We start from the raw sequence: 12,233 nt of genomic DNA, 5'->3' as shown, positions 1-12,233 counted from the left end.
TCAAACCCGTTCCGCGCAGGTCCGGCCGGCGGGTGCGACGAAAATCGCAGCCCCTGTCACCGACGTAACACTCTTCCCGCGTTCCGCAATGCGACGGTCATCCGGCCCGCCGAGGATGGGCGGATCGATGCAATGGGACGCGGATGATGGATATGACGGATCTCAAGCCGACCTGCCGGGTGGTCGGGGCCGGGGCGCGGTTCACCGGCAAGCAGGCGCTGACCTACACGCCCGGGATCTCGGCCGAATCGGTCGGGGCGACGGGCATCCACCTGCAGCTCGTCACCCTGCCGCCGGGCGGCCGGGCCAAGGCTCACCGGCACGAGGCGCACGAGACCGCGATCCATGTGCTGAGCGGCGAATCCGGCATGTGGTACGGCGACAGGCTGGAGCAGCACCTGACGGCCCGGGCCGGGGATTTCGTCTACATTCCCGCCGGCATGCCGCACCTGCCGTACAACCCCAGCACGACCGAGGCCTGCGTCGCGGTGATCGCCCGCACCGACCCGAACGAGCAGGAGAGCGTGGTGCTGATGCCGGAGCTCGACGGCATCCATGCCGTCGAGCCGGGGCACGGGTGTATCAGTTGTTGATCGAGACCGAGACGTTGCCGGGTAGGCCGTCGCTGGACGAGCCCTTCTGCGTCTGCACGTCCGCGACGATGTACCCGTCGACATAGTTGATGGTGTCGACCCAGACCTCGCCGGCCGAGACAATACCGCAGCGGTGCTGGTGAACGGCGAAGGAGGCCACCGAGTTCGTGCTCGAATAGTTCGGGTCCCAGACGCTGAAGTCGGTCGCCAGGCCGCCGTCATAGCTCGACAGGATGGTCACGCTGGTGTTGGGCGGCAGCGGGATGCTGCCCGACAGGTTGGTCGTGCCCTCGGTCGCCGTCGCCGTGAGGGTGAGGGCGTTGGCCGTGCCGTTGGTCACCGTCGTGAGCAGGGAGTCGCAACCCTGGCTCATCCCCGTCCATTGCTGGGCCTGGGTGTTCTGCGCAGGCTCGAGCACCACTGCCGAATCGGTGGGGCTGTTCGGCGAATAGACGGTCAGCACCTGCCCGGTCTGCTGGCTCGCGATCGGGCCGAGATCGTTGGGGCCGCCGGCGAACTTCCAGAGCTGGGCCTCGTTGCCCGCCTGCAGGGTGTCGACGATCAGCGCGTTGTTCGGGCCGATGCTCAGGGCGAGGGTCGAATCATAGGTGCTGACGATCTGGCCCTCCGAAGTGAACTGCCAGAGCTGCGACGGCAGCGAGGTGTTGGGCGCCGTCTGCAGGGACGCTCCCGGAGCCGGGGCTCCGGCGATGCTGAGAACCGGCCCGGCGCCGCCGTTCAGGTCGACGTCCGTGATGAAATAGATCAGCCGCATAATCGGATCCTTCGTAAGGAATTGTCAATTCATGAGCAATGCCCGGGTGGAATCCCGGGGCAAAAAGATCGTCCCGATCCGCAGGATCGGCCGACGATTTGAGTAACGAGATACGAAGAATGGAGAAAATATGAACAGATGCCTTCGACATCCAGAATAAAATATCATGCGTCATTGATGCTGAGTTCCGCTGGTCGGAAGTGCGGAAAATTTTCAAATAATTTTATGAATAGCGTTGTGTCAGGCTGCAGCGCACTTTCAGCATACGCTACTCGACATGCTGCTCGATCACCTCGAGGAAGGCGCCGGCGTAGCGCAGCAGCTTGGCCTGGCCGACGCCGGGGACGGTGGCGAACTCCGTCATCGAGCGCGGTTTGGCATGGGCCAGTTCGGTCAAGGTGGCGTCGTGGAAGATGACGTAGGGCGGCACGCCCTGCTCACGCGCCAGCTCCAGCCGCCGCGCCCGCAGCGCCTGGAACAGCGAGGCCTCGGCCGGGTCGTCCGGCAGCGCCCGCACGGCGCGGCCGCCCGCCTTGCCCGCCGACTTGCCGCGCGCCGTCCGCTTCACCGCCTCGCGCCGCAGATGGATCTCCTTCTCGCCGCGCAGCACCTCGCGGCAGTCGGGCGCCAGATGCAGCCCGCCATGGCCCTCGGTGTCGACGATCAAGAGGCCGGCGGCGACGAGCTGCCGGAACACCGACTTCCACTCCGCCTTCGACAGGTCGCGGCCGATGCCCCAGGTGCTGAGCCTGTCATGGCCGAGCTGGCGGGTCCGGTCGGTCTCGGTGCCGGTCAGCACGTCGATGACATGGCCGACGCCGAAGCGCTGCCCGGTGCGGTAGACGCAGGACAGCGCCTTGCGCGCCAGCTCGGTGCCGTCGAAGGACTCGACCGGCTCCAGGCAGGTGTCGCAGTTGCCGCAGGGCTGCGGCAGCACGTCGGAGAAATACTCCAGCAGCACCTGGCGGCGGCAGCGCACCGTCTCGCAATAGCCGAGCAGGGCGTCCAGCTTCTGCCGGTCGATCTGCTTCTGCCGCTCCGGCGCGTCCGATTCGGCGATCAGCCCCTGGATCTTGCCGACATCCTGGATGCCGTAGGCCAGCCACGCGTCCGACGGCAGCCCGTCGCGGCCGGCGCGGCCGGTCTCCTGGTAGTACGCCTCCAGGCTCTTCGGCAGGTCGAGATGGGCGACGAAGCGGACGTCGGGCTTGTCGATGCCCATGCCGAAGGCGATGGTCGCGACCATGACCACGCCGTCCTCCTTGAGGAAGCGGTCCTGGTTCCGGGCCCGGACCTCGCGATCCAGCCCGGCATGGTAGGGCAGGGCCTCGATGCCCTCGCCGCGCAGCCACTCGGCCGTCGCCTCGACCTTGATGCGCGACAGGCAGTAGACGATGCCGGCCTCGTTCGGATGCTCGCTGCGGATGAAGGACAGCAGCTGCGCCTTGGGATTCTCCTTCGGCACGATGCGGTAGCGGATGTTCGGCCGGTCGAAGCCGGCGACGAAGATGCGGCCGTTCTGCAGCTTCAGCCGCTCGGCGATGTCGCGCCGGGTCGGGCCGTCCGCGGTCGCGGTCAGGGCGATGCGCGGCACGCCCGGATAGCGCGTCGCCAGCGTGTCCAGCTGCAGGTATTCCGGGCGGAAGTCGTGGCCCCATTGCGACACGCAATGCGCCTCGTCGATCGCGAACAGGGCCAGCTTGCAGTCGTCGAGCATGTCGAGCAGCCCGTCGGTCAGCAGCCGCTCGGGCGAGACATAGAGCAGGTCGAGCTCGCCCGCCCGCATCGCCCGGGCGATGTTGCGCGATTCGCCGGGCGGCAGGGACGAGTGCAGCGCCGCGGCGCGGACGCCGAGCTGACGCAGCGTCTCGACCTGGTCCTGCATCAGCGCGATCAGCGGCGACACCACGACGCCGAGCCCCGGCCGCACCAGCGCCGGCACCTGGTAGCACAGCGACTTGCCGCCGCCGGTCGGCATCAGCACCAGCGCGTCGCCGCCGGAAATCACCTGGGCCACGATCTCGGCCTGCTCGCCGCGGAAGGCGGAGTAGCCGAAGACGTCGTGCAGGACTGTGAGGGGATCGAGGGACATGGACCGCTTATAGCGGGCGGCGGCCCCGAACCAAATACCCGATTGCAACGGCACTTCGACCACAACAGATTGTGGTCAGGTGGCTTCGTCGCATCCAGGCCTGGATGGTTTAGGCGGGCGCCAGATCCGGGCTGGTCGGCGCCTCCGCCGGCACCTTCCGGCGCCGCGCGATCAGCAGGATGGTGAAGCCCACGATCGTGGTCAGCACCGGCAGCACATACATGATCGGCAGCAACTGCAGCGAATCGCGGGCCACGCCGGCGATGCTCATGGTCGTCGCCTGCACCGCGACGACGCCGACGGCGGCGATCAGGATGCGGCGGCTCAGGCCGCGGCGGTTGTAGTCGCCGCTCAGCAGGACGCCGAGGCAGAGCACGACATAGGCGAAGGGCAGCAGCGGGTCGGTGATGCGCTTGTGCCCCTCCATCACCAGCCGGCCGTAGTTCCGCATGTCGCGGGGCGAATTCGGGTCGGGGTGCAGCAGGTCGGGCAGGAACCGCTCGGACGGGGCGCGGTAGCTGCGGGCCAGATCCTCGACGCCGGGAGTGTTCAGCGGCACGGTGTAGCTGTCGAAGGCGACCGGGTCGACCTTGCCGGTCTTGCGGTCGAGCTGCTGGATCACGCCCTTCAGGGCCACGATCCGCGGCCCGTCCTCGCTGTCCTCGACATAGCCGCGGTCGGCGATGATGGTGATCGGCTGGTCCGCGTTGTCGGTGCTGTGCACCAGGATGCCGCTGAGGTCGCCGGTCACCGGGTTGCGGTCGCGCACGAACACGGTCTTATTGTCGCCGATGGCGTTGAACTCGCCGGTCTGCAGGAAGGCGGCCGAGACGTCGGACTGGGCCATCGCCGTCAGGTCGCGGAACTCTCGGTTGGCCACCGGCCAGAAATACAGGGTCATGGTGTAGCTGAGGGCGGTGATGATCACGCCCATCGCCAGGCCGGGCAGGGCCAGCCGCAGCTGGCCGATGCCGGCGCCGCGCATGACCAGCAGCTCGCCGTCCGACAGCATCCGGTTGTAGACGATCAGGCAGGCGGCCACGACTCCGACCGGCAGCACCGCGATCAGGAACTCCGGCATCGACAGGAATACGAGCTCGAGGAACAGCCCGACCCCGACGCCGCCGTCGACGATCAGCTGGATCAGCCGCATCGAGGTGGTGAGCATGATCGCGAAGACCAGGATCACCGTGGCGAGGACCGTGGCGACCGCGATCTGGCGGAAGATGTAGCGGCTGAGGAGCGACATGGCGGCACCGTATACACGAGCCTCGGCGCGACGGCCATGTTGCCAAGCGTCGCGACGGTGATCCAGAATGCCGCGTGCGAAAAGCACGACAAATCAAGGCGCCGGCCGATTCTGCCGTGCTGTCTGAGGAAACCCAGGGAAGCTTCTGACAATGCTCAAGAATATCGATCCGATCGTCACCCCGGATCTGCTCACGGTGCTGGCCAGCATGGGGCATGGCGACGACCTGGTGATCTGCGACACCAACTTTCCGTCCCGGTCGGTGGCGCAGCACACCATGGTCAAGGCGCCGATCGAGCTGCCGAATGTCAGCGCCGCCCGGGCCGTGCGCGCGATCCTGTCGCTGATGCCGCTCGACAGCTTCGTCGACCATCCGGCGCGGCGGATGGAGGTGGTGGGCCAGCCGGACGAGATCCCGGAGGTGCAGCGCGAGGTCCAGGCCGAGATCGACCGGGCCGAGGGCCGGTCCTGGCCGATGGGGTCGGTCGAGCGCTTCGCCTTCTACGAGGACGCCAAGAAGGCCTATGCCGTCGTGCGGGCCGGGGAGGGGCGGTTCTACGGCTGCTTCCTGCTGAAGATGGGCGTGATCCCGCCGAAGTAGGAACCGACCCATGACCCCGCCGAAGATCGCCGTCCAGGGCGTGTTCGTCGCCGACCTCGCCTTCCGCGCCGCCCGGCTGCCGGTGATGGGCGAGACCCTGCTGTCCAACGGCTTCAAGCTCGGTCCCGGCGGCAAGGGCTCGAACCAGTCGGTCGCCGCGGCCCGGGCCGGCGCCGACGTGGCCTTCATCAGCAAGCTCGGCACCGACCCGTTCGGCCAGATGGCGCGCGGCCTCTATGCCGCGGAAGGCATCGACGCGACCCATGTGCTGGCCGATCCGGAGCGGCCGACCGGCGCCGCTTTCATTTTCATCGACGGCAAGACCGGCGAAAACGCGATCATCATCGAGCCGGGGGCGGCGGCGGCGCTGACCGAGGCCGAGATGGAAGCGGCGGCGCCGGCCATCGCTGCGGCGCAGGTCTTCGTCGCTCAGCTCGAGTTGCCGCTGCCGGTGGTGCGCCGCGGGCTGGAGATCGCCCGGCGGCACGGCGTGACCACGATCCTGAACCCGGCCCCGGCCACGACCCTGCCGGACGATCTCTATCCCCTGGTCGACTACCTGACCCCGAACGAGACCGAGGCCGAGAGCCTGGTCGATTTCGCGGTCGACAGCGGCCAGCAGGCAGCGCGTGCGGCGCAGGTGCTGCTGGACAAGGGCGTCGGCACGGTAATAGTCACCCTCGGGGCCAAGGGCGCCCTGCTGAGGAGCCGATCGGAGACGGCGCATGTTCCGGCCTTCTCGGCGGGGGACGTGGTCGAGACCGCCGGGGCGGGCGACGCCTTCAACGGCGGCTTCGCTCTGGCCCTCGCCGAGGGCCGGCCAGTGGCCGAGGCGGTCCGCTTCGGCTGCGCCGTCGCCGGCCTCTCGGTGACCCGTCCCGGCACGGCGCCATCGATGCCGCGGCGAGAGGAGATCGAGGCGCTGCTCCGCCAGGGCTAAATACCGACGAGACCTGGATCGATCGTCATGGCGAGCCCCGAAGGGGGGCGTGGCCATCCCGGCGGCACCGCCTGCTGGATGGCCACGGCGCTGCGCGCCTCGCCATGACGACAGGCAGGAGGCGATCTCGAATGTCGCCGGCCGACTACCATTTTATGCAAAATAAAATAGAAATATCTGAGAAGTATTGCAGTAATTGATGAGTCATGAATCCTATTTTCCTGCATAAATTCTTATTTTTCTCCGAAGTACATGCTAAGCTCGCAGCAGAGGCTCGAAACCGACAGAAGAACGGTGCCGTCTGGGACTACCCATTCCCTGGAGGAGAAGACGATGGCTTCGACGAGTTCCGTGGATGGACTTCTGGATGAAGACGGCTTGCTGGGAGGGCTGCTGGGCGGCCTGCTCGGCGAGGACGGTCTGGTGGCAGGGCTGCTGGATGGCCTGCTCGGCGATGGCGGCCTGCTGGGCGGCGTGGTCGACGGCGTCGGCGGTCTGCTGGGCGGTGTTCTCGGAGGCGTCGGCGGGCTGCTCGACGGTCTCCTGGGCGGGCTGCTCGGCGGCCTGCTCGGCGGCGGTCTCAACGGCCTGCTCGGCAATCTCCTGGGCGAGCTCGGCGATGCCGGCGGCCTGCTCGGCGAGCTGCTGACCCCCGAGCTGATCGGCGGTGTGGTGTCCGGCCTGCTCGGCAATCTCGGCGGTCTGCTGGGCGGGGCGATCGGCGGCGTGCCGGTCGGCGACCTGCTCGACGGGCTGTTCGGCGACGGCGGCCTGCTCAGCCCCGACGGTCTGCTCGGTGGTCTGCTCGGCGAGGATGGGCTGCTGACCCAGCTGGTCGAGATTCTGGGCAGCGGCGGCGACCTGATCGGCGCGCTGCTCGCCCCCGACGGGCTGATCGGCGGCCTGGTCGACACGGTCGGCGGCCTGGCCGATGGCCTGGTGGGCGACAATGGGCTCGTCACCAGCCTGATCGGCGGATTGCTGGGCGATGTCGGCGGGCTGTTCGACGACCTGACCGTCACCGGCATCATCGGCAACCTGCTCGCTCCGGACGGCCTGATCGGCGGCGTACTGGCGAATCTCGGCGTCGGCAGCGACATCGGCGAAATCATCGGCGGCATCTTCGACCAGTTGCCGGGGCTGGACCTGCTCGACAGCCTGCTGACTGAAGGCATCCTCGGCGGCCTGCTCGGCGACGTGCTGGGCCCGGACGGCAACGGCCTCACCGACCTCCTGCTCGGCGCCCTCGGCAGCCTGCCGCAGGATGTGCTGATCGCCAACATCGTCGACAGCGGCGGCGTCTCCGGGCTGCTCGACAGCGCGGTCGGCGGCGCCGTCGGCCTGCTCGACACTCTCCTGACCGACGTGCTCGGCGGGGCGCTGAGCGGCGGCCTGCTGCAAGGCGATGGCGGTCTGATCGGCAACCTGTTCGGCGAGTTCGGCATCCTCGGCGGCGACCAGTTGGGCCTGCGCGACGCGCTTGGCGACGGGCTGATCGGGGACGTGTTCAACACGCTGCTGGATGTCGGCGTGCTGGTGGCCGGGGGCGAGGTGATCAAGGTTGCCGGCCCGCTCGCCATCGCCGGCACCGTGGCCGACCTGCTGGCCGGCGACAACGGCCTGCTGCATGGCCTGGTGCCCGAGGCGGCGCTCGCCCAGGTGTTCGGCGAGGACGGCGTGCTCGGCGCCGCGCTGGAGAGCCTGGTCGGCGGCGTCAACGGCCGCGACGGCCTGCAGGCCGTGCTCGACATGACGGTGATGAACATCTCCGACGTGGTCCAGGACCTGAAGGAGGTGATCGCCGAGTTCCAGGACATCGGCATCGCCGTGCCGCAGCTCGATGCCCTGATCTCGCTGGCCGGGACACTCGAGGAGGTGGCGGAGACGTCGGCGCAGGTGTTCACCGATCTGCATGGCGCGATCCGCGACATCAACGACATCCGGGTCGGCACCTCCGGCGTGGACACCATCGACGGCTGGCTCGGCGATGACCAGCTCGACGGCGGGGCTGGCAAGGACGAGCTTTCCGGCGGCACCGGCGACGACCTGCTGAAGGGCGGCGCCGCCGGCGACACCCTCAAGGGCGGGATCGGCGACGATATCCTGATCGGCGGCGCCGGCACCGACGCCATGACCGGGGGCGGCGGCGCCGACATCTTCCGCTTCGCCGCCGCGTCGGAGTCGACCGCGGGCGCCGGCCGGGACTTCATCACCGACTTCATCCATGTCGAGGGCGACAAGATCGACCTGGCGGCGATCGACGCAAACACCCAGGTCTTCGGCAACCAGGCCTTCAGCTATATCGGCGACCAGGCCTTCCACAACGTCGCGGGCGAGCTGCGCTTCTCCGGCAGCGTCCTGGCCGGCGACACCAATGGCGACGGCCGGGCGGATTTCGAGGTCTTCGTCCGGATGCACGGTCCCCTGGTGGCGGGCGACTTCGTGCTCTGACCGACCTTCCGGTCGCAGCGGCCGCGCGGCGTTGCCTGCCGCGCGGCCTTTTTCATGGGCGCTGCGGATCCGCGCCCCAGTTGATTTCCGCGGCCCGGACGCTTATCTCAGTTCTTATGAGAACACCGTGGACGAAGCCGTTGGCGGCGCATCGAACGCCGCTTCACGCCCGGGGCTGCTGACCGCGGGGGCGATGCCCCCCAGGTCGGGCCGCCCCGTCGTCCGTTCTCGTCTCCGTCGCCTCGTGCGACCCGTTCTCCCAGCCTCACCAGAATTCCCGTCCCGGTCGCCCCGTTGCGCCGGGCCGCACCCGAACCCTCCGGGAACGACCCCGGAGCGGCCGATCAGAAGAAAGGAAAGTCGGCATGTCCCGCAGCAGCCTGCCCAAGCGTCCGGAGATCCATGTCACCGCCGGCGATTACGATCGCCTCGCGGCGCTGGCCGACGCCGCGGCGGACGCCTTCCCCGCGGTCGCCGATTTCCTGGCGGACGAGCTCGACCGGGCCCAGATCATCGAGACGGCCGCGGCCAAGGGCGTGGTCCAGATGCACTCGACCGTCACCTATCGCGACGCCGCCAGCGGCGAGGAGCACACCGTGACGCTGGTGTATCCGGAGGAGGCCGACATCCAGGCCGGCCGGCTGTCGGTTCTGACCCCGGTCGGCGTGGCGCTGATCGGCCTGCGCAAGGGCCAGACCATCACCTGGATCACCCCCTCCGGCAAGCCGCGCAACCTGACCGTGGTCCGGGTCGAGCCGGCCGTGCGCCCGGCCGCCGCCTGACCGCAGGCTAGCCCCGCAGCCCCGTCACCAGCCCGGCCAGGTCGTCCATGTGCGGGCAGATCAGCCGGGCACCGGCGGCGCGCAGCCGGTCGGCATGGCCGTCGCGGATGTGGCGGCCGCCGAGGAAGCCGATCACGGTCATGCCGGCAGCGACGCCGGCCGTGGTGCCGGGGACGCTGTCCTCGATCACCAAGCAGCGGGCGGGGTCGACTCCCAACTGGGTGGCGGCGTGCAGATACAGGTCGGGCGCCGGCTTCGGCCGGGCCACCGCTTCGGGCGTGTAAACATGCCCGCCGAACAGCTGGGTCAGGCCGGCGATCTCGAGCGAGCGGCGGACCCGGCCCAGATGGCTGTTCGAGGCCACGGCCATCGGCAGCCCTAGCCCGACCAGCGCCGGTTGCACGCCGGGGATGGCGTCGAGGCTGAGCGCCAGCGCATCGTCGATCACCCGCGCCATGCGCGGGCCGATATCCTCCGGGAACACCGTGCCGAAGCGCGCCGCCACCTGACGGATGATGTGCAGGTCCGGCGTGCCGACCAGCTGCTCCACCAGCTCCTCGACCGGCGCCTGCGGCTCGTAATGCGCGATCAACTGCGCCACCGCCCGGCAGGCGATGAACTCGCTGTCGACCAGCACCCCGTCGCAATCGAAGATCACCGCCGAGATGCCGCCGGCCGTAGGGGCGGGCGCGGCAGTCCGCACGGGGTCGACGGCGTCCATCACATCCTTACTCCATTCCGTTCCGCCGGTTGCGCCGGCGGGGCGAGTCACCATAACGTACGACAAGTCAACGAAGCGGCGCGACAATCAGCGCCGGCAAGGGGGGAACTTGCGGGAGCCGATCAAGCACGCCTTCATCTGGCCGGCTTTCCTGGTCGTGCTGCTGGTCGGCATCTTCCCTCTCATCTACTCGCTGACGATCAGCTTCCAGAGCATGCGGCTGGTGCCGCCCATGCCTACGCGCTTCGTCGGGCTCGACAACTACGCCTCGCTGCTCGCCAATCCGCGCTTCTGGGCCACCGTGCGGACGACCGCGACCGTCGTCTTCATCTCGGTCTCGGTGCAGTACGTGCTCGGCTTCGCCATCGCGCTGGCGCTGCATAGCAAAGTTCCGGGCGAGCGTCTGTTCCGCGTCGGCTTCCTGCTGCCGATGCTGATGGCGCCGATCGCGGTGTCGCTGGTCGGGCGCATGCTGTTCCATTCGACGGTCGGGCCGGTCAACGACCTGTTCACGCAGTTCGGCCTGGCGAACCTGCCGTTCCTGACCAATGCCACCTGGGCGCTGGGCACCATCATCGCGGTCGAGGTCTGGCAGTGGACGCCCTTCATCATCCTGATGATGCTGGCCGGGCTGCAGAGCCTGCCGCAGGACGTCTACGAGGCGGCGCAGCTGGAGAATGCCAGCGCCTGGCAGCAGTTCTGGGGCATCACCTTCCCGATGCTGCTGCCGATCTCGGCCGCGGTGGTCTTCATCCGCATCATCGAGGGCTTCAAGATCATCGACACGGTCTTCGTCCTGACCGGCGGCGGCCCCGGCGTGTCGACCGAGACCCTGACCCTGTTCGCCTACCAGGAGGGATTCAAGAAGTTCAACCTGGGCTACACATCGGCGCTGAGCTTCCTGTTCCTGATCGTGATCGTCGTCTTCGGCACGATCTATCTCGCCATCCTGAAGCCGCATCTGGAGAAGCAGCGATGAGCCGGGGCGATCTCCAGCGCGGGGGCACGAAGCGCGGCCTGATCTTCCTGCTCTGCCTGGGCTGGTTCGTGGTGACGATGTTCCCGATCTACTGGACGCTGATCACCTCGTTCAAGCCGCCGACCGCGGTCAGCGGCGGCCCGACCTACCTGCCCTGGATCGATTTCGAGCCGACGCTGCAGGCCTGGATCGACGCCTTGTCCGGCGTGCGCGGCAACTTCATCACGCCCTTCGTCAACTCGACCCTGATCGGGCTGTCGGCGACGGTGCTGTCGGTGGCCCTGGGGTCGATGGCCGCCTATGCGCTGGTGCGCTTCCCGTTCCAGGTCCGGCTGCTGGCCGGCGTCGCCTTCGCCGTGGTCGCGATCGGCGGCTTCCTGCTGCTGCAGAACGTGCTTGGGCTGAAGCGGGTGCCGGCGCTGGGCGGCGCGCTGGTGGCGGCGCTGGCGGTGTCGATCGTGCTCAACGCGCTGCGCCTGCCGGGCCCGGTGCTGGGCAATGACGACGTCGTGTTCTGGTTCGTCAGCCAGCGCATGTTCCCGCCGATCGTCACCGCCTTCGCGCTCTACCTGCTGTATTCCGAAATCGGCAAGGCCGGTTTCCCCCTGCTCGACAGCTTCTGGGGCATGACGCTGTGCTACACCGCCTTCTCGCTGCCGATCGTGGTCTGGCTGATGCGCGACTTCTTCCAGGCGCTGCCGGTCGAGATCGAGGAGGCGGCGCTGGTCGACGACGTGCCGCGCTTCCGCATCTTCCTCGAGATCGTGCTGCCGATGGCGCGGCCCGGGCTGATCGCCACGGCGATGATCACGCTCAGCTTCGTCTGGAACGAGTTCCTGTTCTCGCTGCTGCTGACCGCGGGAAGCTGGCAGACCCTGCCGATCATGCTGTCGGGGCAGAACTCCTATCGCGGCGACGAATGGTGGGCGATCTCGGTCGCCGCCATGATCTCGATCGGGCCGATGATGGTGATGGCGATTCTCCTGGCCAGGCTGATGCGATCAGGCCTGCTGCTGGGCAGCATCCGATGATCGCAACACAGGGAGGAAC

General features: G+C 68.3%; 11 protein-coding genes. 7 read left to right on the top strand and 4 right to left on the bottom strand.

Translation table 11 applies throughout. The annotated features are described in order from the left end of the window. The first annotated feature begins 152 nt into the window (after nt 1-152). On the top strand, nt 153-593 hold the full coding sequence (locus QFZ27_RS29800) for a cupin domain-containing protein (protein ID WP_429230082.1): 441 nt from the start codon (nt 153-155) through the stop codon (nt 591-593). Here the strand turns inward: QFZ27_RS29800 and QFZ27_RS29795 are convergent. The 3 genes from QFZ27_RS29795 to lptF all read right to left on the bottom strand — a co-directional run bounded on the left by QFZ27_RS29795 (nt 583) and on the right by lptF (nt 4,709). Then, nucleotides 583-1,368: an RICIN domain-containing protein gene (locus tag QFZ27_RS29795; RefSeq protein ID WP_429230081.1), complete on the bottom strand. Its 786-nt coding sequence runs from the start codon at nt 1,366-1,368 to the stop codon at nt 583-585. The two genes, QFZ27_RS29800 and QFZ27_RS29795, sit on opposite strands and share 11 nt — an antisense overlap. A 268-nt stretch (nt 1,369-1,636) precedes the next feature. After that, nucleotides 1,637-3,460, bottom strand: a complete 1,824-nt coding sequence (gene recQ / locus QFZ27_RS29790) for a DNA helicase RecQ (protein WP_429230080.1) — start codon at nt 3,458-3,460, stop codon at nt 1,637-1,639. A 109-nt stretch (nt 3,461-3,569) separates the two neighbouring features. After that, entirely contained in the window at nt 3,570-4,709 is a 1,140-nt protein-coding gene (gene lptF, locus QFZ27_RS29785; RefSeq protein WP_429230079.1) for an LPS export ABC transporter permease LptF, read from the bottom strand. 151 nt (nt 4,710-4,860) lie between these two features. Between lptF and QFZ27_RS29780 the strand changes: the two genes are divergently transcribed. From QFZ27_RS29780 to rnk, 4 genes are all read left to right on the top strand, one after another. Then, nucleotides 4,861-5,310, top strand: a complete 450-nt coding sequence (locus tag QFZ27_RS29780) for an RbsD/FucU family protein (protein WP_429230078.1) — start codon at nt 4,861-4,863, stop codon at nt 5,308-5,310. 10 nt (nt 5,311-5,320) lie between these two features. After that, nucleotides 5,321-6,250 carry a ribokinase gene (rbsK, locus tag QFZ27_RS29775; RefSeq protein WP_429230077.1) on the top strand — a complete coding sequence of 310 codons (930 nt, stop codon included), beginning with the start codon at nt 5,321-5,323 and terminating at the stop codon, nt 6,248-6,250. A gap of 333 nt (nt 6,251-6,583) precedes the next feature. Further along, nucleotides 6,584-8,701 carry a calcium-binding protein gene (locus QFZ27_RS29770; RefSeq protein WP_429230076.1) on the top strand — a complete coding sequence of 706 codons (2,118 nt, stop codon included), beginning with the start codon at nt 6,584-6,586 and terminating at the stop codon, nt 8,699-8,701. 365 nt (nt 8,702-9,066) lie between these two features. Further along, a complete protein-coding gene (gene rnk, locus QFZ27_RS29765) occupies nt 9,067-9,483 on the top strand; it encodes a nucleoside diphosphate kinase regulator (RefSeq protein ID WP_429230075.1) in 417 nt (138 codons plus the stop codon). Nucleotides 9,484-9,490: 7 nt separating this feature from the next. Here rnk and QFZ27_RS29760 read toward each other — a convergent pair whose 3' ends face one another. Next, nucleotides 9,491-10,204, bottom strand: a complete 714-nt coding sequence (locus QFZ27_RS29760) for an HAD family hydrolase (protein WP_429230074.1) — start codon at nt 10,202-10,204, stop codon at nt 9,491-9,493. Between the two features lie 109 nt (nt 10,205-10,313). On the opposite strand from QFZ27_RS29760, the gene QFZ27_RS29755 reads away from it, so the two are divergent. Both QFZ27_RS29755 and QFZ27_RS29750 read left to right on the top strand, forming a co-directional pair. Continuing rightward, complete coding sequence (locus QFZ27_RS29755; protein ID WP_429230073.1) at nt 10,314-11,183, top strand: carbohydrate ABC transporter permease; 870 nt, start codon at nt 10,314-10,316, stop codon at nt 11,181-11,183. Then, the gene (locus QFZ27_RS29750; RefSeq protein ID WP_429230072.1) at nt 11,180-12,214 is read left to right on the top strand and encodes a carbohydrate ABC transporter permease; all 1,035 of its coding nucleotides are present in this window, start codon (nt 11,180-11,182) and stop codon (nt 12,212-12,214) included. The genes QFZ27_RS29755 and QFZ27_RS29750 overlap by 4 nt, the downstream gene beginning before the upstream one ends. Nucleotides 12,215-12,233: the final 19 nt, after the last annotated feature.

Origin of the sequence: Inquilinus ginsengisoli (genome assembly GCF_050434925.1) — a bacterium.
Taxonomy (GTDB): Bacteria; Pseudomonadota; Alphaproteobacteria; order DSM-16000; family Inquilinaceae; genus Inquilinus; species Inquilinus ginsengisoli_B.
Note: the sequence above shows the minus strand (reverse complement) of the source record. Positions and strands in the feature narration are given on the sequence as shown.